Annotated in this window: 22 protein-coding genes and 2 pseudogenes; 12 read left to right on the forward strand and 12 right to left on the reverse strand. The window is 72.6% G+C overall.

Annotation, left to right across the window (positions count from 1 at the left end):
* Nucleotides 1-11 precede the first annotated feature (11 nt).
* Nucleotides 12-170 (reverse strand): hypothetical protein, encoded by a 159-nt coding sequence (locus RV983_RS14365; protein ID WP_475986187.1) that lies wholly within the window; start codon nt 168-170, stop codon nt 12-14.
* A gap of 241 nt (nt 171-411) precedes the next feature.
* Nucleotides 412-2,442 (reverse strand): thioredoxin domain-containing protein, encoded by a 2,031-nt coding sequence (locus RV983_RS14370; RefSeq protein WP_475986188.1) that lies wholly within the window; start codon nt 2,440-2,442, stop codon nt 412-414.
* Between the two features lie 494 nt (nt 2,443-2,936).
* On the opposite strand from RV983_RS14370, the gene RV983_RS14375 reads away from it, so the two are divergent.
* Together RV983_RS14375 and RV983_RS14380 are read left to right on the forward strand one after the other, a co-directional pair.
* Nucleotides 2,937-3,212: a ribbon-helix-helix domain-containing protein gene (locus tag RV983_RS14375; protein ID WP_475986189.1), complete on the forward strand. Its 276-nt coding sequence runs from the start codon at nt 2,937-2,939 to the stop codon at nt 3,210-3,212.
* Nucleotides 3,209-3,616 (forward strand): PIN domain-containing protein, encoded by a 408-nt coding sequence (locus RV983_RS14380; protein ID WP_475986190.1) that lies wholly within the window; start codon nt 3,209-3,211, stop codon nt 3,614-3,616. The genes RV983_RS14375 and RV983_RS14380 overlap by 4 nt, the downstream gene beginning before the upstream one ends.
* 32 nt (nt 3,617-3,648) lie before the next feature.
* On the opposite strand, the pseudogene RV983_RS14385 reads toward RV983_RS14380, so the two are convergent.
* Nucleotides 3,649-3,807, reverse strand: a pseudogene (locus RV983_RS14385) (DUF255 domain-containing protein); the annotation flags it as partial.
* 94 nt (nt 3,808-3,901) lie between these two features.
* Nucleotides 3,902-4,018: pseudogene (locus RV983_RS14390) on the reverse strand (DUF6086 family protein); the annotation flags it as partial.
* Nucleotides 4,019-4,142: 124 nt separating this feature from the next.
* Between RV983_RS14390 and RV983_RS14395 the strand changes: the two are divergent.
* A complete protein-coding gene (locus tag RV983_RS14395) occupies nt 4,143-5,141 on the forward strand; it encodes a helix-turn-helix domain-containing protein (RefSeq protein WP_475986191.1) in 999 nt (332 codons plus the stop codon).
* 79 nt (nt 5,142-5,220) lie between these two features.
* On the opposite strand, the gene RV983_RS14400 is transcribed toward RV983_RS14395, so the two are convergent.
* Nucleotides 5,221-8,577, reverse strand: a complete 3,357-nt coding sequence (locus RV983_RS14400) for a S8 family peptidase (RefSeq protein ID WP_475986192.1) — start codon at nt 8,575-8,577, stop codon at nt 5,221-5,223.
* 344 nt (nt 8,578-8,921) lie between these two features.
* Here RV983_RS14400 and RV983_RS14405 point away from each other — a divergent pair, with 344 nt between their 5' ends.
* Complete coding sequence (locus tag RV983_RS14405) at nt 8,922-12,083, forward strand: AAA family ATPase (RefSeq protein ID WP_475990324.1); 3,162 nt, start codon at nt 8,922-8,924, stop codon at nt 12,081-12,083.
* A 41-nt stretch (nt 12,084-12,124) separates the two neighbouring features.
* Here the strand turns inward: RV983_RS14405 and RV983_RS14410 are convergent, their stop codons facing one another.
* Both RV983_RS14410 and mca read right to left on the reverse strand, forming a co-directional pair.
* The gene (locus RV983_RS14410) at nt 12,125-12,367 is read right to left on the reverse strand and encodes a hypothetical protein (protein ID WP_475986193.1); all 243 of its coding nucleotides are present in this window, start codon (nt 12,365-12,367) and stop codon (nt 12,125-12,127) included.
* A 4-nt stretch (nt 12,368-12,371) separates the two neighbouring features.
* Nucleotides 12,372-13,244, reverse strand: coding sequence for a mycothiol conjugate amidase Mca (mca, locus tag RV983_RS14415; RefSeq protein ID WP_475986194.1), 873 nt, complete (start codon nt 13,242-13,244; stop codon nt 12,372-12,374).
* Between the two features lie 105 nt (nt 13,245-13,349).
* On the opposite strand from mca, the gene RV983_RS14420 reads away from it, so the two are divergent.
* Both RV983_RS14420 and greA read left to right on the forward strand, forming a co-directional pair.
* Entirely contained in the window at nt 13,350-13,760 is a 411-nt protein-coding gene (locus RV983_RS14420) for a DUF4307 domain-containing protein (protein WP_475986195.1), read from the forward strand.
* A gap of 174 nt (nt 13,761-13,934) precedes the next feature.
* On the forward strand, nt 13,935-14,432 hold the full coding sequence (gene greA, locus RV983_RS14425; RefSeq protein WP_475986196.1) for a transcription elongation factor GreA: 498 nt from the start codon (nt 13,935-13,937) through the stop codon (nt 14,430-14,432).
* Between the two features lie 94 nt (nt 14,433-14,526).
* Here greA and RV983_RS14430 read toward each other — a convergent pair whose 3' ends face one another.
* From RV983_RS14430 to ilvA, 3 genes are all read right to left on the reverse strand, one after another.
* On the reverse strand, nt 14,527-15,387 hold the full coding sequence (locus RV983_RS14430; RefSeq protein ID WP_475986197.1) for an ABC transporter permease: 861 nt from the start codon (nt 15,385-15,387) through the stop codon (nt 14,527-14,529).
* Nucleotides 15,384-16,346, reverse strand: a complete 963-nt coding sequence (locus RV983_RS14435) for an ATP-binding cassette domain-containing protein (protein WP_475986198.1) — start codon at nt 16,344-16,346, stop codon at nt 15,384-15,386. Before RV983_RS14435 ends, RV983_RS14430 begins: the two co-directional genes overlap by 4 nt.
* 243 nt (nt 16,347-16,589) lie before the next feature.
* On the reverse strand, nt 16,590-17,750 hold the full coding sequence (gene ilvA / locus RV983_RS14440; protein WP_475990325.1) for a threonine ammonia-lyase: 1,161 nt from the start codon (nt 17,748-17,750) through the stop codon (nt 16,590-16,592).
* 232 nt (nt 17,751-17,982) lie between these two features.
* On the opposite strand from ilvA, the gene RV983_RS14445 reads away from it, so the two are divergent.
* The 3 genes from RV983_RS14445 to RV983_RS14455 are packed head-to-tail and all read left to right on the forward strand — an operon-like array spanning nt 17,983 to nt 19,210.
* Nucleotides 17,983-18,474 carry a MarR family winged helix-turn-helix transcriptional regulator gene (locus RV983_RS14445; protein ID WP_475986199.1) on the forward strand — a complete coding sequence of 164 codons (492 nt, stop codon included), beginning with the start codon at nt 17,983-17,985 and terminating at the stop codon, nt 18,472-18,474.
* 32 nt (nt 18,475-18,506) lie between these two features.
* Nucleotides 18,507-18,971, forward strand: a complete 465-nt coding sequence (locus RV983_RS14450) for a sigma factor-like helix-turn-helix DNA-binding protein (protein ID WP_475986200.1) — start codon at nt 18,507-18,509, stop codon at nt 18,969-18,971.
* Nucleotides 18,968-19,210 (forward strand): hypothetical protein, encoded by a 243-nt coding sequence (locus tag RV983_RS14455; protein WP_475986201.1) that lies wholly within the window; start codon nt 18,968-18,970, stop codon nt 19,208-19,210. The genes RV983_RS14450 and RV983_RS14455 overlap by 4 nt, the downstream gene beginning before the upstream one ends.
* Nucleotides 19,211-19,246: 36 nt before the next feature.
* Here the strand turns inward: RV983_RS14455 and RV983_RS14460 are convergent, their stop codons facing one another.
* Nucleotides 19,247-20,398, reverse strand: a complete 1,152-nt coding sequence (locus tag RV983_RS14460) for a cystathionine gamma-synthase (RefSeq protein ID WP_475986202.1) — start codon at nt 20,396-20,398, stop codon at nt 19,247-19,249.
* 67 nt (nt 20,399-20,465) lie between these two features.
* Here RV983_RS14460 and RV983_RS14465 point away from each other — a divergent pair, with 67 nt between their 5' ends.
* The 3 genes from RV983_RS14465 to RV983_RS14475 are packed head-to-tail and all read left to right on the forward strand — an operon-like array spanning nt 20,466 to nt 22,524.
* A complete protein-coding gene (locus RV983_RS14465) occupies nt 20,466-21,506 on the forward strand; it encodes a hypothetical protein (protein WP_475986203.1) in 1,041 nt (346 codons plus the stop codon).
* Nucleotides 21,503-22,171 (forward strand): peptide-methionine (S)-S-oxide reductase MsrA, encoded by a 669-nt coding sequence (msrA, locus tag RV983_RS14470; RefSeq protein WP_475986204.1) that lies wholly within the window; start codon nt 21,503-21,505, stop codon nt 22,169-22,171. The genes RV983_RS14465 and msrA overlap by 4 nt, the downstream gene beginning before the upstream one ends.
* On the forward strand, nt 22,168-22,524 hold the full coding sequence (locus RV983_RS14475; protein ID WP_475986205.1) for a hypothetical protein: 357 nt from the start codon (nt 22,168-22,170) through the stop codon (nt 22,522-22,524). Before msrA ends, RV983_RS14475 begins: the two co-directional genes overlap by 4 nt.
* A gap of 70 nt (nt 22,525-22,594) precedes the next feature.
* Here RV983_RS14475 and RV983_RS14480 read toward each other — a convergent pair whose 3' ends face one another.
* Nucleotides 22,595-23,614 (reverse strand): LacI family DNA-binding transcriptional regulator, encoded by a 1,020-nt coding sequence (locus RV983_RS14480; RefSeq protein WP_475986206.1) that lies wholly within the window; start codon nt 23,612-23,614, stop codon nt 22,595-22,597.
* Nucleotides 23,615-23,891 lie beyond the last annotated feature (277 nt).

Consider the following 23,891-nt stretch of genomic DNA (forward strand, 5'->3'; position numbering starts at 1 on the left):
CCGCCTGCCGGCTACACCGTGTCGAGGGTGCGGACCCATCCGAAGGCGGCCACCTCCTTGGTGGCCTCCTTGAGGTCCTTGGCGTTGTCGACGCCGCGCCAGTAGCCGTTGATGCGGTAGGCGGACAGGCGGTCCTGCTCGCACAGCGCGGGGAAGGTACACAGCGTCACCGGCAGTGAGCACTGCGCAGCCCTCGCGCCGTCGGCGACTCCTCCACGACTCATGATCACCCGACAGAACCGACCATGTCCGGTACCGGACGTTTTCGTTCAGCGCCTCACAGGGACACCGCGAACCAGGGCATTGCCCATGAAATCGCCCCGACAAATCGTCATCAGCGATCCCTTCGAACGCACATGTCGAGGGAGACCACCCGGACTGCACGCCGCCGAGGCGCGGCACCGTGAGCGTTCAGCGCGCGCCGAGCTGCTCCCCCAGGGCCTCGGGGTCGGCGGTCGGGGCCGCACACACGAAGTGGCGGCAGACGTACGCGGCCGGGCGGTCGCCGAGCAGCGGGCGGTCGGCCAGCAGGGCGTACTCGTCGGAGCCGGGCGCACCGACGGCGACCACGGCGCCCGGGGCGGTGCCCAGCAGCGCGACGCGGTGCAGCGCCGCCCTTCCGGCGTCGCCCGCCGGGCCCACCACGGCGACCTCGCGGGGGCCGTCGAGTGCCGCCTCGGCGACCGCCAGCCCCCAGCCGATGAACCGCGGCACCCGGCCGGCCAGGGCGCCCACGACCCCGAGCGCCTGCTCGGCGGCCTCGCGGTGCCGGTCCAAGCCGGTGTACGCGGCGTACGACAGCAGGGCCCCGGCCGCGGCCGTCCAGCCCGACGGGGCGGCGTTGTCGGTCGGGTCCTGGGGCCGGCGGATCAGCGCCTCCGCGTCGTCCGCGGTGTCGTAGAGCGCCCCGGCTTCCCCCGTGAAATGCCGCAGCACGGAGTCCAGCAGCAGTCCCGCGAAGTCCAGCCACACGCCCTCGCCGGTCACCGCGGTGAGCGCCAGGAAGCCCTCCGCGACGTCCGCGTAGTCCTCCAGCACACCGGCGTTGACACCCACGACGCCGTCCCGCGAGGTCCGGGCCAGCCGGCCGTGCTCGTCCATGTGGACCCGCACCAGCAGGTCCGCGGCGTCCCCGGCCGCCGCGACCAGGTCCGGCCGCCCGAAGTACGCGCCGGTCTCGGCCAGCGCGGCGATCGCCAGCCCGTTCCACGCGGCGACGACCTTGTCGTCCCGGCCCGGGCGCGGGCGGGACTCGCGGGCGCTGAAGAGCCGTTCCCGCACGGAGGCGATGCGTTCGGCGTCGGCCGGCCCCGCGTCGGCGGGGAGCTGGAGCACGGACGCGCCCTCGTCGAAGGTGCCCTCCTCCGTCACCCCGAAGTGCGCGGCGGCCAGTGCCGCGTCCGCCGGGCCGAGGACGTCCTCCAGCTCCGTCGGCGTCCAGACGTAGAAGGCACCCTCTCCGTGGCCGCCGCCCGGCTTGTCGCTGTCGGCATCGAGCGCGGAGGCGAAGCCGCCCTCGCGCGTGCGCAGTTCGCGGACGAGGAAGTCGGCGGTCTCCAGGGCGACTCGGCGGGCCCGATCGGAGCCGGTGGCCCGCCACAGGTGGGCGTAGACCCGGCACAGCAGGGCGTTGTCGTAGAGCATCTTCTCGAAGTGCGGCACCACCCACCCCCGGTCCACGGAGTAGCGCGCGAAGCCGCCCCCGAGCTGGTCGTAGACACCGCCGCGGGCCATCGCCTCGCAGGTGTCCGCGGCCATCTGCAACGCGCCCTCGGAGCCGGTGCGCGCGTGGTGCCGCAAGAGGAACTCCAGGGCCATCGACGGCGGGAACTTGGGCGCGCCGCCGAATCCGCCGTGCGTGGCGTCGTAGTCCCGGGTCAGCCCGAGCAGCGCCGCCGCGAGTTCCTCCTCCCCCGGCGCGGCCGTCCCGCCGAAGGCCGCCGAGCGGGAGCCCAGGTCCTTGACGATGCTCGCCGCGACCTCCCCGACCTCGTCGCGGCGCTCCCGCCAGGCCGCCTCGACGCCCTGGAGCACCTGCCGGAACGACGGCATGCCGTGCCGCGGGGCCGGCGGGAAGTAGGTGCCGAAGTAGAACGGCTCACCCTGCGGGGTCAGGAACACCGTCATCGGCCAGCCGCCCTGCCCGGTGGCCGCCTGCACGGCCTCCATGTAGACGGCGTCGACGTCGGGCCGCTCCTCGCGGTCGACCTTCACCGACACGAAGTGCTCGTTGAGGTACGCGGCGGTCTCCTCGTCCTCGAAGGACTCCCCCGCCATGACATGGCACCAGTGGCAGCTGCTGTAGCCCACGCTGAGCAGCACCGGCACCCCGCGCTCGCGCGCCGCGCCGAACGCCTCTTCCCCCCAGGGCCACCAGTCCACCGGGTTGTCCGCGTGCTGGAGCAGGTACGGCGAGGTCGCGTCAGCGAGACGGTTCGGCATGAACCCATCCTCGCCCATCCCGGCGGCCCTGACCCACACCCCGAGCCGTGAGGGCGTCGCCCCGACCCGGGGCGCCGCTTCCGCTCAGGGTCGAACCAACGAGACGGCCACCCGCTCACGTCCTGGTTCAGGTGTCGACGCATCGTGCCGTCGCCCGCACGCGGCCGGCCGGCTGCGGACAGCACTCCGCAATGCCTCAGCGCACACGTCTCGGGCAATGGCGGCAATGTCACCGTCGTCGAAGTAAATGGCCTGGTGAAGCCGGCCACCGAGGGCCGTGGCGAATCGCGCGAGCACATCCTGGCCCGACAGGTGTCCCCGCTCGATCTGCGACACCCGCCCCTTGGTGACACCCACCCTCGTTGACCAGAAAGATCTCCCACTCGCGATCCACAGGGGCAGAGGCCACGCGGCAGAACGCCGCGGCATACAGGTCATGACCTGGGTGGGCCCGCCGCCTCCGACTGTAATAGTTCTTGTCGTACACTGGCCTCATGGAGACGAACCGAGCCGGGACGACCGAGAACATCTCTGTGTCTTTGCCCTCGGAACTGGTCGGAGCACTGCGCGAGCGCGCCGGCCGACGTGGCGTGTCCGCCTACATCACCCAAGCGGTCCGGCACCAGCTCGCCATGGACGGGCTGGCCGAGATCGTCGCCGACCACGAGGCCGAGCACGGCGCCCTCACCGATCAGGAGATCGAGGCGGCGCACCGTGAACTCTTCGGCGAAGAGCCGCAGTCCCAGGGAACCGGACAGCACGCCGCGTGAAGGAGCCCGCGGCCCGAACGCTGGTCCTCGACTCCCAGGCGCTGTCCCTCCTGCTCGGCAACGACCGGCGGATGGTCACCCGCATCGAGGCATCCCGCCGGGCGGGTGTGCCGGTCCTCGTCTCCGTTCTCACCGTGGTCGAGGCCGTCCACGGCACAACGGATGTCGCCCGGCTCAACTGGATCCTCTCCCGACTCGAGGTCGAGCCGGTCAGCCAATCCGACTCGATGACCGCCGTACGCCTGCTGCTGGACGCGGGTGGCCTCCACGGACACAAGTACGCGATCGACGCTCTCGTCGCCGCGATGGCTCTGCGCTCCCCGGCCCCCGTTCTGGTCCTCACCTCGGACCGTGACGACTGGTCGAAACTGTGCGGGGACCGGGTAGGCATCGTCGACGTCTGACGGGCCGGACTGCTGCCTTTACGAAGTCACTGGCACCAGTGGCAGCTGCTGTAGCCCACGCTGAGCAGCACCGGCACCCCGCGCTCGCGCGCCGCGCCGAACGCCTCTTCGCCCCAGGGCCACCAGTCCACCGGGTTGTCCGCGTGCTGGAGCAGGTACGGCGAGGTCGCGTCAGCGAGACGGTTCGGCATGAACCCATCCTCGCCCGTCCGGAACCCCACCGACCCACACGGCGTCCCGGCCGCGTCCTGCTCGCGGCTCCACCGGACGGATCAGCACGCCATGCACCGGGCCGATCCCAGCGGGAAGACCCCGCTCCGCCTCCGGGACGGCCAGCCGGCCGAGGAACAGACGAGTTGCCCCGTTCGACGGATTCCACAACGTCTCGCCCCGGACCGCCACGCGGTTGCCCGCGGCAACCGACGTTGTCCCCGGGCGGATGTGCTGATGAAATCGACCGCCGGACGGAACGCCTCCACATACGTGGATCCCGGCGAACGCACCGGGCGGTGAAGGGAGGGGCAACATGCTCGAGACGGTGGGCCTCACGGCCTCCGAGGGCGATGTGTACCGCCTGCTGCTCGTCACCGAGTCGGCGTCCGCCGAGGAGATCTCCGGCCGCTGCGCCCTCGACGCCGCGACGGTCCTGCGGCTGCTGCTCGCGCTGGAGGCCAAGGGACTGGCGTACGCGGTGGAGGACAGCCCCGGCTGGTTCGCGGCCATCCCGCCCGAGGTCGCCCTCGTCCCGCGGCTCCAGCGCCACTCCGAGGCCCTGGACCAGACCCGGGCGGCCGTGTTCGAGATGGTGCAGGCGTACCAGCGCGGCGCGCGGGCCCGCGTCGGGGGCGAGACGATCGAGATCATCAGCGGTGCGGCCGCCCTGCGGCAGCGGCTGCGGCAGCTCCAGGACGGCAGCCGCCACGAGATGACGTGGTTCTGCAAGGCCAGTTACGTGGCCATGTCCCCGGAGAGCAACCAGGAGCAGTTCGCCGCGCACGCGCGGGGCGTGCTCTACCGGGTCCTGTACGAGCAGGCGTACTTCGACGACCCCGGCTCGGTCGACAACGTCGTCAGGGGGGTGCACGCCGGCGAGGTCGCCCGCGCCGTGCCCCGGCTGCCCTTGCGGATGGCGGTCTCCGACCGGTCGGTGGCCGTGCTGCCACTGGCCTCCTCCGGCGAGCCCGGCAATCCCAAGGAGCTCAAGGCGGCGCTGGTGCGCGAGAGCAGTCTGCTGGAGGCGCTGATCGACCTGTTCGACCACTACTGGGAGGTCGGCGCCCCGCTCCGGGTGACCGAGGAGGGGCGGATCGGCGGCGCGGGCCCCGAGGATGCCGCGTCGCTGGCCCCGGAGGACCGGCACCTGCTGTCGCTGATGGTCGCCGGCCTGACCGACGGGGCGATCGCCGGGCAGCTCCGCGTGAGCAAGCGCACCGTCCAGCGCCGCATCCAGGGGCTGATGAATCTCGCGGGCGTCGCCACCCGTATGCAACTGGGCTGGCACGCGGCGCGCCGCAACTGGCTCTGAGCGCCGCACAGCCGCAAGCGCGGGTCCGCGCTTGCGGCTGTGTCCACGGCCGTGCTCACGGCTGTGCTTGCGGTCGCGGCTACTTGAGGAGGTAGGCCTTGATCACGGTCTCCTTGAAGGAGTTGCCGGCGGCGTCCTTGACGTAGGCGCGCAGGCTGACCGATCCGCCCGTGGAGCGGTGCGGGCTGTCCACGGTCACGGTGCGCTGCATACCGGACCCCTTGACGGCGGCCGGCTGCCACGTCCTGCCCTCGTCGTAGGAGACCTCGACGGTGAAGGTGCGGATCGGGGACTCGACGGCGCCGGCCGTCCGCTGGATCAGGACCGGGACACGGAGCTCGCGACCGGCCCTGGCACGGCTCCACTCGTCCAGTTCGGGCGACATGCGCACCGCGTACAGCGGCAGGGCCTGACGGGTCGCCGTGGTCTGCGACCGGAAGCGCCATTCTGCCGACACGTGCGTGGAGACGGAGCTGGGGGCGAGGTCACGGTCCTGCTCGACCGTCAGGCGGTAGTCGGCGGGGGTGGCGTCGGCGGGCACGTCGCTCATGCTCCAGTCCTCGGAGACGACTTCGCCGTTGCGCCGCAGCTCCACCTTGGGGAGGCCGGCCGTCGTGTCGGCCACCAGGTCGAGATTTCCGTTCGCGGCCGACTGGAAGGGGCGGTACACGGTGTCGCCCTCGCGGAAGGCGGCCATCTCGGACGAGATGCCCACGGCCTGGATCCCGCCGTTCCAGCGCTCCTCGACCCGGGCCCCGGCCTTGTAGCCGTGCAGATCGCCGAGGTAGCTCTGCCCCCGGGTGTCGGGGTCGAAGATGTTGTTCTGGTCGAAGGCCGCCTGCCAGCGCAGGCCCTCGGCCGCCGAGAAGTAGTCGACCCGCCGGGTCGGAACCGGGAGCCCCGTCATCGGGGGTCCGCTGAAGCGGACGTTGTCGACGTACATCCAGACGAGGCGGGCGGCGGTGGTTCCCGGGGTGGTGGCGGCGAAGGTGGTGGTCACCTTGGCCAGCTCCGAGGTGCGGGGGCGGTAGCCCGGATCCGCAGGAATGGCGCCGTGCACCGGCCGGGAGAGGTAGTAGACCGATGAAGGGTTGCCGTCCGCGCCGGTGGGGCCACCCCAGACGGTGCTGACGAGGTAGGTGAACTTCGAGTCCTTGTACCGCGCCGTCGGGGTCGCGTACACGCCCTCGATGTGGTCGCTGCCGATCGCGTCGTACATGGTGACGGAGAGAAGCTCGTCGCCCAGGCTGATGGTGCCGATCTCCGCCGAGAGGATGCGCGCCGAGCGGCTCGGCGCCGAGACGGTGACGGGCTTCGCCTTCCGCGCGTCGATGGCGACCTGCCGGTCGGCGGTCATCACGACCTTCGGCACGCCCACGATGACGCCCTCGGTGAACGACGCGTCGAAGAAGAAGCCGCTCACCGAGTAGGTGTCCTTCGGCAGCCGCACCACGGTGCTGCTCTTGCCGAGCGCTTCCACCTCGTAGGACTTGTGGTCGGCCGACTGGACGAGCAGGTAGGCGGTGTCGGGGGCCGCGCCCGTGCGGCTCTTCATGTCGATGCGCAGGTCGTACGACGGCTGCTCCAGGTCCATGCCGAACGGCACGCGCACCGAGACCCGCCCGTCCGTGCTGACAGCGCTCACCACACCGCTGTAAGCGGCGTAGAGCGTGGTGGACTCCGGAGTCACGGTGAGGGTGACGTCCGCGCTGCCGTGCGCGGGCACGGTGACCGTGTCGGCGCCGAGCCGGAAGAGGCCGTCGGGAGCGGGCGCGTCCGTCGTGCCGCGGCTCGCGTTCTGCTTCAGCCGCAGGGTGACCGGCTCGGCGCCGGGGTTGCGGTAGGTGATCGTCCTGGTCACCGGCGGCCGCTTGCCGTCGGTCCAGCGGACCAGCCCGAAGTCCAGTCCTGCGGCATCGGCGGTGACCTCCTGGTCGACCGCCCGGGCGACATCGACGCGCCCGGCGCCCTGGTAGTAGGCGCCGTGCTCCTTGGCGCCGGTCGTCGACTGCATCAGCTGCCGCTTGACCTGCTCCGGGGTCCAGTCGGGGTGCTGCTGGAACAGGATCGCGGCGGCTCCGGCCACATGCGGCGTGGCCATGGAGGTGCCGCTCATCGCGATGTAGCCGTCGTCGGCGGTGGTGCCGCCCGCCCTGGCGGCGACCACGTTCACACCGGGGGCGATCAGGTCCGGCTTGAGGCCGGAGTCGCCGGTCCGCGGGCCGACGGAGCTGAACACGGCGCGGTCGTCGTCCTCCTCCGCCGCGCCGACGGCCAGCGCGCGGTCAGCGGAGGCGGGTGAGGAGACCCGGCTGCCCGAGCCGTTGTTGCCGGCCGCGGCCACGACCAGGGCGCCGTAGTCGCGGGTGACGGTGTCGACCATGGCCTCGACGGCGTCGGTCTCGGGGGTGTCGGTGTCGCCCAGGCTGAGGTTGATCACCTTGGCGCCGTGCTGGGCGGCCCAGGCGAGCCCCTCGATGATGTCGGAGTTGTCGCAGTTGCCGTCGGCGGTGCAGACCTTGCCGGACAGGATCTTCGCTCCGGGTGCCACGCCCTTGTACCGGCCGCCGGAGGCGGCGCCGGAACCGGCGATGGTGGAGGTCACATGGGTACCGTGACCCATCAGGTCCTCGGTGGTCGGCTCGGTGGTGAAGTTCGCCGACTCCGTGACGAGGCCCTTGAGGTCGGGGTGGTTCGGGTCGTAACCGGTGTCGAGCACCGCGACCTTGACCCCGTCGCCGGTCCAGCCCTTCTCCCAGGCGTGCGGAGCGCCGATGCGCGGCACCGTCCGGTCGAGCTGGACCTTGGAGTGGCCGTCGAGCCACACCCGGCGCACCCCCGCGCCGAAGGACGTGGCGCCGGCCCTGCCGGGGGCGATGGCCTTCCAGAACCCCGCGGCGTCCGCGCGGTGTTCGGTCAGCGTCGCGAAGGGGGTCCCGCCGACGGTCTCGACACCGCCGGCCCCGGCCGTGGTCAGCCGGCGCGCGGCCGTACCCGCGTCACCCTCGTACTGGACGATCAGCGGCAGGCCGGACCGCTCGGCGTACTTCCCGTTGACCAGGGCCGAGATGTTGAACAGCCCCGAGTCGAGGCGGCCGGTGGCCAGCAGGGGGAGGGCGTCGACGGGTATGACCGTCCAGTCCCGGCCGTCCCGGCGCTTGATGAAGGTGACGTGCTCGCGGCCCTCGGCGGGTTCGGCGGTGACGCTCTGCCTGCCGGCGGGGTCCGTCTCCAGCGTGACCCGGTCACCCGTGATCAAGGTGACCTGGTGCCGGGTGACTCCGGCCGCCGGCCCGGCGGCCCCGTCCCGCGCGCCGGAGCCGGCTTGCCCGGTGTTCCGCCCGGCACCCTGACCGGAGTCCTGACCGGAGTCCTGGGCAGCACCAGGGGTCGCCGTCAGACCGGCCAGCAGCGCCGCGAGAGCCGCGGCCGCCACGTACCGAGGGCGGGGGCTCCGGACCCTCGGCCGCCACCTGTCGTTCATGTGTCTCATGGCGAGAGCATGCCGCCGCGGATGGCGGGGGTCAGTAACCCGCCGCTGTCCAGCAGGTGCCAAGTCACCTTTGCGCCAAGGCGCAGGCGGCACAAAGCGGTCCAGGCGGGGATGAAACCACGGCGCGGCCCGGTGGCCGCCGCGTGCCCGGGGCATCGTCCGGGCCGCCTCGGCGTTCGCCCGGCCCCGGCCGTACCGATGGTGTCGCGATGCGGCGGGTTCGGCAGGACACTTGGGGCCTGGCTCGGCGACCGAGGGGGATCGCGTTGACGAAGCGGACTGCGGAACTGCACACGTCCGACCGGGCGGAGGTGTTACGGCTGCTGGAGCGCGCCGTGGCGGGAGAACGACGGCGCAGGCACCCCGAGGACGCCGACGAACTGCTGCGCAGGGGGCGGGCGGCACTCGAGGGGATCGCGGACGAGGCCGCGGGCGAGTACGCCGCCTACGCGGCGGCACGGGACGCCGAACGCGCCGGGCGGCGCACCGCGATCGGCACCCCCGCCCTGGTGACCGCCGTGGCGGCGGTCGCGGCATGCGTGGCCGACCTCGGCTGGGGCACCGGTGCCGGTACGGCGCTGGGCACCGGCGCCGTCGTCGCCGTGGCGGGGGCGGCCACGACCGCGGCCCGTTCCGCGGGCGGGTCCGGCGCGGGCGGCGGGCGCACCGGCGAACTGCGCCGCGCCTGGCTGGAGGCGGTGGACCGGCGCGGCGTCCGCCCGTTCCTGGAACGGCAGCTCACCGCGCCCGCCCCGGCCCCCGCGCCGGGTCCGGCCCTGCCCGCGCAGCGGCGCACCGACCGCAGCGCCGCCGCTCGCGGCCGCAGCGCACTCGAGCAGTCCTTCGGACAACTGCCCGCTACCGACGGGCCGTTCACCGGGCGCCGGGACCAGCTGCGGCAGATCGCGCAGTGGGTCCACCAGGCCCGGGTCGCCCCCGACAGCGGGCCCGTGGTGGTCGTGCTGCACGGCCCGGCGGGCTCCGGGCGCACCACGCTGGCCGTTCGCGCCGCGCAGCAGCTGAAGGACCAGTTCCGCGGCGCCTGTGTGGTCGACCTGAGGGGCGCGGCCCCCGGCGAGCAGCCGCTGCCCGCCCGCGACGCGCTGCTGCACCTGCTGAACCGGCTGGGCGCGCCCCGCGAGCAGTTGCTCTTCCGCGAGCGCACCTCCCAGGAGCAGCATCTGCGGCGCCTGGCCGACGAGTACCAGAAGCGGCTGACGGGGGTGCCGGTCGTCGTCGTCCTGGACGACGCGGCCGATGCCGGGCAGGTCCTGACCCTGATCCCCGAGCGGTCCGACAGCCTCGTCCTGGTGACCGCGGCCGGGCCGCTGGCGCTGGACGTCCCGGCCGCGCGCGTCCACGACCTTCCCGTGGAGCCCCTGACGGCCGGCGCCTCGCGCGAGTTGCTGACCGCACTCGGCGGGGACCGCGGGGCGGCGGGCCCCGGCGCCGGCGCCGAGGAGATCCGGCGGCTGTGCGGCGGCCTGCCGCTGGCGCTGCGCATCGCCGGAAGCTCGCTGCCCGAGCGCGGGGCCGGCGCCCTCGCCGCGGAACTGGCCGCCTACGGGCCGCTCGACCCGGTCGACCGGGCGCTGGCCCTGCGCTACCACGACCAGCCGGAGCCGGGCCGCCGGCTGCTGCGGCGCCTGGCGCTGGCCGGCCGTACCAGTCTCGGGGCGGCGGCCGCCGCGGCGCTGCTGGAGGCCGACGAGCAGGAAGCGGCACGGCGGCTGGGCGAACTGGCCGCGGCCGGGCTGATCGAGCACGTACGCGGCAGCCGCTACCGGCTGCACGACCTGGTGCGCCGCTTCGCGCACGCGCGCCTGCTCGACGAGGAGGACCCGGACGAGCGGGCCGCCGCCCAGGAGCGGCTGATCCGCAGCTACGCCGAACTCGCGGACTCCGTGATCCGCCTGGTGGACGGCCGCACCTCCACCCGCGCGGACCGGTTCGGGCCGCAGGGCTTCGCCTCGCTGGACCTCGCGCTGCGCTGGCTGGACGAGGAGTCCAGTTTCATCACCGCCGCCCTGCGGCAGGCCGACGGCGTCGACCAGCGGGTCGTGCAGCACCTGCTGGGCGCGCTGTGCGACTACTGCCTGCTGCGCGGGGACCTGTACCGGCTGGGCGAGATCAGCGAGCTGGCGCAACGGCACCAGCGCGAGGCCGACCAGAACGTGCTGGTGCGCTCCGTGCAGTGGCGCACGGGCATCGCCGCCCGGCAGCTCGGCGAGCTCGACAAGGCCCGTTCCACGCTGTCGTCCGTGGTCGACCTGTACTTCGAGGCGCAGCACCCGGCGGGCGCCGCCCGCGCGCTGTGCAGCCTCGGCATCACGCTCCAGCAGCAGGGCAGCCTGCACGAGGCGGAGGCCAGGCTCCGCGAGGCCCTGGAGCTCCAGGCGACCGAGGAACTGCGTGCCGACCGGGCATGGACGCAGCACGCGCTGGCGGCGGTGCTGCGGGACGCGGGCCGGCTGGCGGAGGCCGGCGAACTGCTGGCCGAGTCCCTGGCCCTGCACCGCGAGAGCGAGAGCGTGCACGGCCAGGCGTGGGCCCATCTGCAACTGGGGCAATGGCAGCTGGCGGTCGGCGACGCGGACCGCGGCGAGGCCGAACTCCGGGCCGCCGGCGAGTGCTACGCGGCCACCCGCGATCCGCGCGGAACCGCGTGGACGGCCACCCAGCTCGCCCGCGCCCAACTGCTGCGCGGCGACGCCCCGGCGGCCCAACGGGTGCTGGGCGACGCCCTGATGCGCCACCGGGCCAACGAGGACGCCCGCGGGGAGGCCTGGTCGCTGTACTACCTCGGCCAGGCGCTGGAGGAGGCCGGTGAACTCGATCCCGCGCTGCGGGCCCTGGAGCGTTCCCGCACGATGTTCAGCCGTATGCGGGACGTCTACGGGCTGGCCTGCGCCCGGCACCATTCGGCGCGGGTCACCCGCGACCAGCGCGCCGCCCTCACCGGCAACCTCCGCAACAGCGGCTTCGCCCGGCAGTTGCTCCAGGACGCCCGCGCCGACTTCCGCCGGATCGGCGTGCCGCACGGTGAGGCGTGGTCCTGCGTCGAACTGGCCGTCATAGACGCGGGCAACGGCCGCGTCCCGGAGGCGCTGGAGCTGCTGCGGGACGCCGGGCGCCTCTTCAGCGCCCTGCCCGACCGCCGCGGCGCGGACTGGTCGCGGTTCCTGCAGTGCACGCTGCTGCCGCTGCTGACCGAGGACGGCGCCGCCGAGGCACGCGAGGGGCTGGCGGCGCTGCTGCGGGACACCCACGAGGGGCGCGACCTGGACCTGGAGGAGTACGCGCAGGCGTACGCGCTGCTGCTGGAGCGCGGCGTCGAACCGGGCACCCCGTGGGAGGCCTGGCGGCTGGGCATGGTGCCGTCGCGCGGGGCGCGCATGGCGATGACGCCGCCACCGGCGGACCGCGCCCCCGACCGGCGTCCGGGCTGAGCGCCACGGCAGGAGGACCCCGGGCGGGAGACCGCCCGGGGTCAGCCGGCGCGGCCGGCGCCCTTGCCGGGAACCGGCTCCGCGTCGGCGGCGGGGTCCTGCTCCTCAACGAAGTCGATCTTGTGCATCTGCTTGTTCATGTTCTTCATCAGCCACCACAGGGACAGGCCGATGAGGGCGAAGATGACGAAGCCCAGAAGTCCGGGCGTCACCTTGTTCTCGTCGAGGTCCTTGACGGCGAGAGGAACGAGCTGGGCTGCGGCCGTGCCGAATGTCGCGTTCACGCGCTCAATTCTCCCGGATGCCCGCGAAGAGGTCGTCCTCGGGGAGGGTGGTGTCCACGCGGGACTTCGCGAGCTCGTAGTCCTCGTTCGGCCAGACCTCCTTCTGGATCTCCATCGGCACGTGGAACCAGGCGCCGTCGGGGTCGATCTGGGTGGCGTGCGCGAGCAGCGCCTTGTCCCGGATCTCGAAGAAGTCGGCGCACGGCACGTGGGTGGTGATGGAGCGCTCGGGCCGGTCGAAGGTCTTCCACCGCTCCAGCCACTCGCCGTACGGGGACTCCAGGCCGCGGGAGAGCAGCGCCTCGTGCAGGGCGACCGTGCGCTGCCGGTTGAAGCCCTGGTTGTAGTAGAGCTTCTGCGGCGTCCAGGGCTCGCCGGCCTCGGGGTAGCGCTCCGGGTCGCCCGCGGCGTCGAAGGCGACCATCGAGATCTGGTGGGTCATGATGTGGTCCGGGTGCGGGTACCCGCCGTTCTCGTCGTACGTGGTGATCACGTGCGGACGGAACTCGCGGATGAGCCGCACCAGCGTCCCGGCGGCCTCGTCCACGTCCTGCAGGGCGAAGCAGCCCTCGGGCAGCGGCGGCAGCGGGTCGCCCTCGGGCAGGCCCGAGTCGACGTAGCCGAGCCAGGACTGCTTGACGCCCAGGATCTCGCGGGCCTCGTCCATCTCCTTGGCACGGACCTCGTGGATGTGCTCCTCGATGTACGTGTCGCCCTGGAGCTTGGGATTGAGTACGGAACCGCGCTCGCCTCCCGTGCAGGTGGCGACCAGGACGTCGACGCCTTCGGAGACGTACTTGGCCATGGTGGCCGCGCCCTTGCTCGACTCGTCGTCGGGGTGGGCGTGCACGGCCATCAGTCGCAGCTGATCGGTCAAGGTTGGATCCTCAGTCAAGGGGCGGAGTAGCGACTTCTATAGTGACCGAAGCAAGGGGCTGATTAATTCCAGGGCGGGATTCCCCGCCCCCGGGAGGACTGATCGATGAGCGCGGTGACCCGGCAACTGCCCGAGGGCCGGTACGGCCGGGGCGCGGACGCGGATGCCCGCACCGACCGCAGACTCAAGGTCATCGGGGCCGTGCTGGGCGCGTTGACGCTGGTCCTGCTGGTGTGGATCGGCTGGGACAAGATCGGCGGCAGTGCGGTGAGCGGCCAGGTGATCGCCTTCCAGGTCGTCTCCGACCACGAGGTCCAGGTCCATCTGGAAGTGCGCAAGAACACGGACGTATCCGCGGTGTGCACGCTGCGCTCGGTCGCCGGGGACCACTCCGAGGTGGGCCGCCGTGACGTCCGGCTGAATCAGCACAGCGATCGCATCGACACCGTGGCCACGATTCGCACCACCAGTCGCGGGACTTCCGCGGAGCTGATCGGCTGCCAGCCGACACACTGATCATGCCGACTCGGACGACACCCTCCTGACCTGCGCTGATGCCCTCTTGATGGTTTTCCCCTCGCCGATTGTCGGGGGGAATTGTTAGGCTCGTGGTTTCGCCCTCCCGCGAAGACGCATCTTTCTGGGTAGGGCGTTCATTTGTAAGCAAGCGAGTACCGACGAGGAGCACCTGTGACCCAGACCAGTGAGAACGTCACCTGGCTGACCCAGGAGGCGTACGACCAGCTCAAGGCCGAGCTGGAGCATCTGTCTGGTCCGGCGCGCACCGAGATCGTCGCCAAGATCGAGGAAGCCCGCCAGGAAGGCGATCTCAAGGAGAACGCCGGCTATCACGCGGCGCGTGAGGACCAGGGCAAGCTCGAGCTCCGGATCCGCCAGCTGACGCAGTTGCTGCAGCACGCCAAGGTGGGCGAGGCCCCGGCGGACAACGGTGTGGTCGCGCCCGGCATGGTCGTCACGATCGCCTTCGACGGCGACCCGGACGACACGCTGATCTTCCTGCTCGGCTCGCGCGAGTACGTGTCGTCGGACCTGGAGACCTACTCGCCGCAGTCCCCGCTCGGCTCGAGCGTGAACGGCAAGAAGGTCGGCGAGGACGCGAGCTACGAGCTCCCCAACGGCAAGAAGGCCTCGGTGAAGATCATCGAGGCGAAGCCGTACAGCGGCTGACCGAAGCGGGCGCCTGCACACCGGCATCCCCGCCCACGGACACGGAAGGAGCCCCCGGCCTCGACGGCCGGGGGCTCCTTCGGTGTCCGCACGCTCACGCGGTCGCGGAGCGGTACTTGCGCACGGCCAGGGTCCGGAAGGCCAGGATGATCACGACCGACCAGATCACCGAGGCCAGCACCGGGTGCTGCATCGGCCAGGCGTCCGCCGCCTGGTAGCCCGGCGGAAGGTTGCCGAACAGCTCACGGCAGGCCAGCACCGTGGAGCTGAAGGGGTTCCACTCGGCGATGTGCCGCAGCCACGGGGTCATCTGGTTGGAGTCCACGAAGGCGTTCGAGATGAACGTCAGCGGGAACAGCCAGATCAGACCGCCGGAGGTGGCCGCCTCCGGGGTGCGCACCGACAGGCCGATCAGGGCGCCGATCCAGGAGAACGCGTAGCCGAGCAGGAGCAGCAGCGCGAACCCGCCGAGCGCCTTGGGCAGGCCCTCGTGGATGCGCCAGCCGACGAGCACCGCGACGATCGCGAGCACGACGACGGTCAGCGCCGTCTGCACCAGGTCCGCCAGGGTGCGGCCGGTGAGCACCGCGCCGCGGGCCATGGGCAGCGACCGGAAGCGGTCGATGAGGCCCTTGTGCATGTCGTCGGCGATGCCCGCGCCCGCGCCGGCGGTCGCGAAGGTGACGGTCTGGGCGAAGATGCCCGCCATCAGGAACTCGCGGTAGACGGACGGGCTCGTGGAGCCGCCGACGTTCATGGAGCCGCCGAAGACGTAGCTGAACAGCACCACGAACATGATCGGCTGGACGAGGCCGAAGATGACGACCTCGGGGATCCGCATCATGCGGATCAGGTTGCGCTGGGCGACCACCAGCGAGTCCCGTACGGACTGCACGAACGGGTTGGTGGTGGGGCGCGGCTGGGCGGTGGGTACCGCGTCGGTCGCCGTGGTCACTGGGACTCCTCTTCCTTCTCCTCGGCGGCGTGGCCGGTGAGCGACATGAAGACATCGTCGAGCGTGGGACGGCGCAGACCGATGTCGTCGATCTCGATGCCGCGGGTGTCGAGTTCGCGGATGACCTCCGCGAGCAGCTTCGCGCCGCCGGTGACCGGCACCGTGATCCGGCGGGTGTGGTTGTCGAGCGAGGTGTCGCCCTTGCCGAAGCCCTGGAGCACCTCGGTGGCCGTGGCCAGGTGCTCGCGGTCGTGCACCACGACCTCGACGCGCTCGCCGCCGGTGCGCGCCTTGAGCTCGTCGGAGGTGCCGCGCGCGATGACCTTGCCGTGGTCGATCACGCAGATGTCGTGGGCGAGGTGGTCGGCCTCCTCCAGGTACTGCGTGGTGAGCAGCAGCGTGGTGCCGCCGGCCACGAGGTCCTGGATGACCTCCCACAGGGCGAGGCGGTTGCGGGGGTCGAGGCCGGTGGTCGGCTCGTCCATGAACATCACCGGCGGCCGGACGACCAGCGCGGCCGCCAGGTCGAGGCGGCGGCGCATGCCGCCGGAGTAGGTCTTGGCCGTGCGGTCGGCGGCCTCGGCGAGGTTGAAGCGGTCCAGCAGCTCGGTGGCACGCGCCTTCGCGTCGCGCGCGGACATCTGGTAGAGCCGCCCCACCATCTGCAGGTTCTCGCGGCCGGTCAGGTATTCGTCGACGGCGGCGAACTGACCGGACAGACCGATCTGCCGGCGCACCTCGTTGGGCTGCTTGAGCACGTCGATCCCGGCGACGACGGCCTTGCCGCTGTCCGGCTGCAGCAAGGTGGTCAGGACGCGGACGGCTGTGGTCTTCCCGGCCCCGTTCGGGCCGAGCAGACCCAGGACGGTGCCTTCGGGGACGTCGAGGTCCACTCCGTCCAGTGCCCTTACGTCACCGAAAGTCTTCACCAGACCTTCGGCGTGGATGGCGCCTGGCATGCGTTGTCTCCCCTTCAGGGCGTGAGTGAGATGTGGGGGATGCGCGGGCGTGCGGCCGGAGCGCGGCACACGCCGATGCATCGCGAGCATCCCAGACGCGATATATCGCGTCAACCGGTTTTCCCGCGGCTCCCTCTCCCGCGTCCCACCGCGTCCGCAACACCCTCATCCAGCCTGCCCTACGCCACTGACAATCGGGCCCGGCCCGGAACCGCCCACGACAGCCGGCCCGGCACGCGGAGGTCAGAGCAGCACGTACCCCGCGGCCCGCAGCGCGGAGCCCACCGCTTCCCGGTGCTCCGGCCCGCGCGTCTCCAGCCGCAGTTCGACCTCGGCCTCGGTCAGGCCGAGCCGCGGATCGGTACGGACGTGTGCGATGTCCAGCACATTGGCGTCGCTCGCCGACAGGATCCCCAGCAGCGCCGCCAGGGCGCCCGGCCGGTCCGTCAGCCGCAGCCGGAACGACAGATAGCGGCCCGCCGCGGACATGCCATGACGAAGGATACGCTCCATGAGCAGCGGGTCGACGTTGCCGCCCGACAGCACGGCCACCACCGGCCCCTCGAACGCCTCCGGCCGGGCCAGCAGCGCGGCCACCGGGCTCGCCCCCGCCGGCTCGACGACCTGCTTGGCCCGCTCCAGGCAGAGCAGCAGCGCCCTGGACAGCTCGTCCTCGGTGACCGTGTGCACATCGTCCAGCAGGTCCCGGATGATGCCGAACGGCACGTCCCCGGGGCAGCCCACCTTGATGCCGTCCGCCATGGTGGCCACCGAGTCCAGCACCACCGGCCGTCCGGCCCGCAGTGACGGCGGGTACGCGGCCGCGCCCTCCGCCTGCACCCCGATCACGCGGACGTCGGAGCGCACCGACTTCACCGCCAGGGCCACGCCCGCGGCGAGCCCGCCGCCGCCGACGCCGACCACGATCGTGCGCACCTCGGGACACTGCTCCAGGATCTCCAGCCCCACCGTGCCCTGGCCCGCGATGATGTCCGGGTGGTCGAAGGGATGGATGAAGACGGCACCGGTCTCCTCCGCGTACCTGCGGGCGGCGTCCAGCGTCTCGTCCACCACCTGCCCCTCCATCCGCACCTCGGCCCCGTACTCGCGGGTCGCCGCGATCTTCGGCAGCGGGGCCCCGACGGGCATGAAGACGGTGGAACGCACGCCCAGCAGCGAGGCGGCCAGCGCCACGCCCTGCGCGTGGTTGCCCGCGCTCGCCGCGACGACCCCGGCCGCCCGCTCCTCGGGCCGCAGCCCGGCGATCCGCACATAGGCGCCGCGCACCTTGAAGGAACCGGTGCGCTGGAGGTTCTCGCACTTGAGGTGCACGGGCGCGGACACCAGCCCGGAGAGGTAGCGGCTGCCCTCCAGCGGGGTCGTCCGGGCGACCCCGGAGAGCATCTTGTGCGCACCGCGGACGTCGTCGATCGTGACCGGGTGCGACGGGGGCGGACCCACCGGGCGGCGCGCAGAACGTACAGGACTTGCCGGGCTTTCCATGAGCCCCAGTCTTGCAGCCGGGCGCCGGAGGAGCCGTGACCGAGGAGTTTTCCCCGGCAGGGTCCCGGGATGACGCTCTCCGCGTACTCTTCTCCCAACCTTCGCAGGACCGACAGAACGCGAGCTTCCGGCCATGCCCATTCCCTCGGAGACAACGACCGACCTCCTGGAGCGCCTCCAGCACCAGGTGGCACTCTTCGCCCGGCGCGCGGAGCAGACCCGACTGGGTGGCGTCGGCAAGGCCCGCAACTCCATGGACCGGGCCGCATACCTGCTGCTCAACCGGCTGGACAACGAGGGACCGATGGGCGTCAAGGCGCTCGCCGAGGGTATGGGCATCGACTCCTCGACCGTCACCCGGCAGGTCGCGCCGCTCGTCGACAGCGGTCTGGTCAAGCGCACTTCGCACCCCGAGGACGGGCGCGCGGTGGTCCTCGCGCTCTCCCCCCGGGGGCGCACGCGCCTCGAAGAGGTGCGCACCTCGCGCCGTGAGCTCATGTCGGTCGTGACGGAGGACTGGACCGAGCAGGAACGGGAGAATTTCACCGATCTCCTCGGCCGCTTCAACTCGGCGTTGGTGGACTATCACATGGCAATGACGTCCGGGGATGAGCAGAGCTCTTGACCTGAGGTCACCGTCTGCCGTCCCATGGCGCTGTGGGAGAGCGCCGGGCGGCAGCGGAACGCCAGCGCGACGCCGAGTTCGCGGCGTTCGCAGCGGGCGCGGCAGGGCGTCTGCTGCATTCCGCCACGCTGCTCGCGGGCGATCGCGACGAGGGGGCCGAGCTGCTGTACGCCGCGCTGTCGCGAACCTACGCCGACTGGTTCCGGCTGCGCGGCGAGGACCCGTACGTCCACACCCGCGGCGAGATCGTCCGCCGCTTCGCACTCAGGCCCCGGTGGCGCCGGCCGCGCGGCGGTCTGCTCGGGACGCTGACCGTCCAGGAGCGGCTGGTGGTCGTCCTGCGGCTGTACGAGGGGATCGCGGAGGAGCAGATCGCCGCTCAACTCGGCATGCCGGTCGACCGGGTGAGCGCGCTGTGCCTGCGGGCCACGACTGTCCTGCACGGCCCGCGCCCCGCGGCCGAGCCGGCGCCCCGGGTGCGGGAGGCGACCTCATGACGTGGGACCGCAAGGAGGACCAGGTCCGCCGGCTGCTGGACGGACCGCACCCCGTCGTGCCGGCCGGCCTCGCTCCACGGGCCGCCGAACGCGGCAGGCGCCTGCTCGCGCGCCGCCGCGTCCTGCATCTCGTCCTGTGGGTGCTGCTGCTGGCCGGCCTGATCGCCGCCCTGGTGGCGGCCGCCCTGTGGTGGCCCGACCCGCAGCCGCTGCAGACCACACCGCTGGTCTACTGGTAGCGGACGCCGCGGGAGCCGCGGCGTCCGCCGCGTCCGTCACGCGAGGGCGTGCCGCAGGTCCTCCAGCAGGTCGTCGACGGACTCGATGCCCACCGACAGGCGCACGAGGTCGGCGGGCACCTCGAGCGCGGAACCGGCCGCCGAGGCGTGCGTCATCCGCCCCGGGTGCTCGATCAGCGACTCGACGCCGCCCAGCGACTCCCCGAGGGTGAACAGCCGGGCCCGGTTGCAGACCTCGACGGCCGCCTCCTCGCCGCCGGCGACCCGGAAGGAGACCATCCCGCCGAAGCGCTTCATCTGCTTGGCGGCGACGTCGTGACCCGCGTGCTCGGCCAGGCCCGGGTAGAAGACCTGGGTGACCTTCGGGTGCGTGGACAGCAGGTCCGCGACCTTTTCCGCGTTGTCGCTGTGCCGGTCCATGCGCACCGCGAGGGTCTTGATGCCGCGCATGACCAGCCAGGCGTCGAAGGGGCCGGCGACCGCGCCCATCGCGTTCTGGTGGTAGGCCAGTTCCTCCCCGAGGCCCGCCTCGGCCGCGATCAGCGCGCCGCCGACCACGTCGGAGTGGCCGCCCATGTACTTGGTCGTGGAGTGCACGACCACGTCCGCACCGAGCGCCAGCGGCTGCTGGAGGTAGGGGCTGGCGAAGGTGTTGTCGACCACGAGCCGGGCGTCCGCGCCGCGCGCGATGTCCGCCAGCACGGCGATGTCGGTGATGCCGAGCAACGGGTTGCTGGGCGTCTCGACCCAGATGACACGGGTGTTGGGGCGGATCTCGGCCCGCACCGCCGCCGGGTCCGAGGTGTCGGCGACCGACCACTGCACGCCCCAGCGCTCCACGACCTTCGCGAAGAGCCGGAAGGTGCCGCCGTAGGCGTCGTTCGGGATGACGACGTGGTCGCCGGGCTTCAGGACCGTGCGCAGCAGGCAGTCCTCGGCCGCCAGCCCCGACGCGAAGGCCAGACCCCGCCGGCCGCCCTCCAGCGCCGCGAGGTTCTCCTCCAGCGCGGTGCGGGTCGGATTGGCGCTGCGGCTGTACTCGTAGCCGCCGCGCAGCCCGCCGACGCCGTCCTGCTTGTACGTGGAGACCTGGTAGATCGGCGTCACGACGGCCCCGGTCCGGTCGTCGGCCGCCTGACCCGCGTGGATCGCGAGGGTCTCGAAGTTCTGATGCTGCTGCTCGCTCATAGCGCCGAGAGTAGTGCGGCCGACGGGCCGGGGGCGTGCCGGCCGGGCGCGCGTACGCTTGCACATCATGGAATTCCTCTGGGTGCTGTACGGAGTGCTCCTGATCGCCGCCGTCGTGATGTGGCCCCGCCTGCTGCGCGGCCGCGCCGAGTGGGCCAGGGCGGCGGCCGACCCCGGCCTGTACGGGTTCGTGTCCCAGGACATGATCGACATCCGGCTGCCGGGACCCGACCCCGAACTGACCCAGGCCCTCACCGCGACCCAGCGGACGCAGGACTGGCACGCGGTGTCCGCCCTGCTCAAGGGCACCCCGGTGGAGGGCGAGGCCCGCTGGCAGCGGGTCCAGACGCTGGCCGGGGCCGCCTCGGTGGAGCTGGCGCGCGCGCCCGGCAAGGGCGGTGCCTGGCTGCACACCTGGCGGGTGGAGGAGCCGAAGGACCCGGGCGGTGCGGCCGTGCAGGCCGCGTTCCTGGTACAGCAGGCGCGGCGCGCCCCGGCGAGCTCCCCGGACGTGGCGATGATCCTGGAGGAGGCCCGCACGGTCGCCGCGGAGGCCGCGGCGCTGGCACCGGGCGACCCGGTCCCGTACATCGTCGACCTCGCCGCGGACGGCGACTTCACGGCCCCCTGGGAGAAGATCACCGCCCGCGCCCCGCACCACATGGGCGCCCACCTCGCCGCCCTGTCCCGGCTGCCCGAGGACGCCGCCCGCGACTTCGCCGAGCGCGCCGCCGCGTCGGGGCCGGAGGGCAGCCTGCTGCCGGCGCTGCCGCTCTTCCAGGTCTTCTCACACCTGCCGGAACTCATCCTGAGCAGCAGCTTCTACCAGAGCGAGGTCATCTCCCGAGCCGTCGGCGGCGCCCTCTACGCCACGGAGCACGCCTCCCCCAACGACCCGGTGCTGCCCCTGGTGCGGCACCTGCTGATCTCCTTCCTGGTGCGGGCCGAGCGCTACCCCGAGGCCGTCGAACAGTTCCGCCACGTCGACGGCTTCGCGGGCGCGGCCCCCTGGTCGTACGCCGCCGACCCCGCCGCCGCGTACGCCCTCTACCGCGCGCAGGCCATCGCCGGCCTCCAGCGCAACTCCGCTCCGGGCCCGGCCCGTTGACAACGCAGTCGTTCCCCCACCACGGTCTGCGGCTGCCCTCCGCCGAGGAGTCCCTGCCCGGCCGCGCCGCCCCGCCGCACGTCCTGCCCGCACGGCACCTGCTGCTCGGCACCCCGCTCGGCGGCCCCTACCCCGCCGGCCTGGAGGTCGCCGACCTCGCCCTCGGCTGCTTCTGGGGCGCCGAGCGCACCTTCTGGCGCCTGCCCGGCGTGTGGACCACTCTCGTCGGCTACCAGGGCGGCCACACCGCACACCCCGCCTACGAGGAGGTGTGCAGCGGCCTCACCGGCCACGCCGAAACGGTGCGCGTGGCCTTCGACCCCGCCCTCCTCCCCTACGGCCGGCTCCTGCGCGTCTTCTGGGAGGCCCACGACCCCACCCAGGGCTACCGCCAGGGCCACGACCACGGCACCCAGTACCGTTCCGCCCTGCGCACCCACTCCCCCGCGCAGCACGCCACCGCCCTCGCCTCCCGCGAGCTCTACGGATCCGCCCTCCACGCGGCCGGCCACGGGCCCGTCACCACCGAGATCGCCCCCGCCGGCCCCTTCTACCCCGCCGAGGCCCGCCACCAGCAGTACCTCGCCCAGAACCCCGCGGGCTACTGCGGCATCGGCGGCACCGGCGTGGCATGCCCGGTGGCCCCGGCCGGGGCCGGCCGGTGACCGCGCCGCCGGACCGCGTCCTCGCGGGCGGCTGGGTGTTCACGGAGAACCTCCGGCCGCTCTGCGAAGTCGTCTCCGACCTCATCGGCTACGCCTTCGACGACAGCGATTGGCAAGCGATCGACCACGGCCTGTCCACGACCGACGACGACCGCCCCACCGCCGACTGGTTCGTCTACCCGCTCGTCGGCCGGGGGCGCGTGGACATGCGCGTGGCCCGGTCGGCCGGCGGCTCGGTCGTCTCGCTGAGCCTCCTCGGCGACGCCGACGAGGCACTTGCGGCGCAGGCCGACGTCCTGCTCCGCGTTCTCTCGCAGTACCAGGTCCATGAGGGCCCTTGCGCGGCCCACTAAGCCCGCCCACCCGCATGAGGGGCTCCACGGGGCCGGGGCTGGCTCGATCGGCACCACTCGCACCGGGAAACTAAAGCGGCACCGGCCCGCTGCTGTCGCGCGCGGTCAGGCGGGGCTCGATGAGGTGGACGCCGGAGGAGGGGGCGGCGGCCGTGTGCCCGGCGAGTTCGGCCATGACGAGGTCGACGGCGCGGCGGCCCATCTCCTGTGCCGGGATGGAGACCGAGGTCAGCCGGGGGGCCGACTGGGTGGCGACCTGGTCGGGGCAGACGGCGACGACGGAGACGTCCTCGGGGACGGCGCGGCCCTGCTGACGCAGGAGGGACAGCAGGGGGCCGAGGGCGGCCTCGTTCTGGACGACGAGCGCGGTGGTGTCGGGCCGTTCCTCGAAGATGCGGGCGAGCGTTCCCGCGACCGATTCCCAACTGCCCTCGCAGGGCCGGTGGATGAGCCGTATGCCGCGTGCGGCGGCGCGGGAGCGCAGGCCCTGGACGGTGCGTTCGGCGAAGCCGGTGTGCCGCTGGTAGACCGCGACGGCCTCGCCGACGACGGCGATGTCGCGGTGGCCCAGGCCGGCCAGGTGGTCGACACAGAGCGCGCCGGTGGCCTCGAAGTCGAGGTCGACGCAGGTGAGTCCCGCGGGGTCGGCGGGCAGGCCGATGAGGACGGCGGGCCGGTCGCCTTCGCGGAGCAACGGGATGCGTTCGTCGTGGAGTTCGACGTCCATGAGGATCATCGCGTCGGCCAGCCCGCTCGCGGCGACCCGGCGCACCGCGGTCGGCCCCTCCTCGCCGGTGAGCAGCAGCACGTCGTGGCCGTGCTGCCGCGCGGTGGTGGCGACGGCGACGGCGATCTCCATCATGACGGGGACGTACATGTCTGTACGCAATGGCACCATCAGGGCGATGATGTTGGACCGGCTGCTGGCCAGCGCGCGGGCACCGGCGTGGGGGTGGTAGCCGAGTTCCTGGATGCTGCGCTCGACCCGGCGCCGCGTGGCCTCGGAGATGGACCGCTTGCCGCTCAGGACGTACGACACGGTGCTGGCGGAGACCCCGGCGTGCCGGGCGACCTCGGCGAGCGTGACCATCCGGCGACTCCCTCGGGTGAACGGGCGGCAAGCAGGGTGAAGCGTGGGTGGTGAAGCGCTTCGACAACTGACCGTATCCAGTGCGCGATTCCCTGTCCAGAGAGGCGTCGAAGCGCTTCAACTGCCCCTGCGTCACGCCCGTACGAACACACGGAGGACACTTGGCCGAATCCGCCACGCTGTTTACCTGTGGGGCTCTGGAGACCGGAGGAGCGCGAGGTGGATACTGCGTATCGAGGCGGGGGGCTTCGCCGGGGGATCGCCGCGGGGGGAACAT

It is taken from the genome of Streptomyces sp. RLA123 (genome assembly GCF_056270165.1).

Excerpts from the sequence above, each read along its gene's own strand:
- RV983_RS14370 (WP_475986188.1), bottom strand. The coding sequence starts at position 2,442 with ATGCCGAACCGTCTCGCTGACGCGACCTCGCCGTACCTGCTCCAGCAC.
- RV983_RS14375 (WP_475986189.1), top strand. The coding sequence starts at position 2,937 with ATGGAGACGAACCGAGCCGGGACGACCGAGAACATCTCTGTGTCTTTG.
- RV983_RS14395 (WP_475986191.1), top strand. The coding sequence starts at position 4,143 with ATGCTCGAGACGGTGGGCCTCACGGCCTCCGAGGGCGATGTGTACCGC.
- RV983_RS14420 (WP_475986195.1), top strand. The coding sequence starts at position 13,350 with ATGAGCGCGGTGACCCGGCAACTGCCCGAGGGCCGGTACGGCCGGGGC.
- RV983_RS14435 (WP_475986198.1), bottom strand. The coding sequence starts at position 16,346 with ATGCCAGGCGCCATCCACGCCGAAGGTCTGGTGAAGACTTTCGGTGAC.
- ilvA (WP_475990325.1), bottom strand. The coding sequence starts at position 17,750 with ATGCTCTCCGGGGTCGCCCGGACGACCCCGCTGGAGGGCAGCCGCTAC.
- RV983_RS14445 (WP_475986199.1), top strand. The coding sequence starts at position 17,983 with ATGCCCATTCCCTCGGAGACAACGACCGACCTCCTGGAGCGCCTCCAG.
- RV983_RS14455 (WP_475986201.1), top strand. The coding sequence starts at position 18,968 with ATGACGTGGGACCGCAAGGAGGACCAGGTCCGCCGGCTGCTGGACGGA.
- RV983_RS14460 (WP_475986202.1), bottom strand. The coding sequence starts at position 20,398 with ATGAGCGAGCAGCAGCATCAGAACTTCGAGACCCTCGCGATCCACGCG.
- RV983_RS14465 (WP_475986203.1), top strand. The coding sequence starts at position 20,466 with ATGGAATTCCTCTGGGTGCTGTACGGAGTGCTCCTGATCGCCGCCGTC.
- RV983_RS14480 (WP_475986206.1), bottom strand. The coding sequence starts at position 23,614 with ATGGTCACGCTCGCCGAGGTCGCCCGGCACGCCGGGGTCTCCGCCAGC.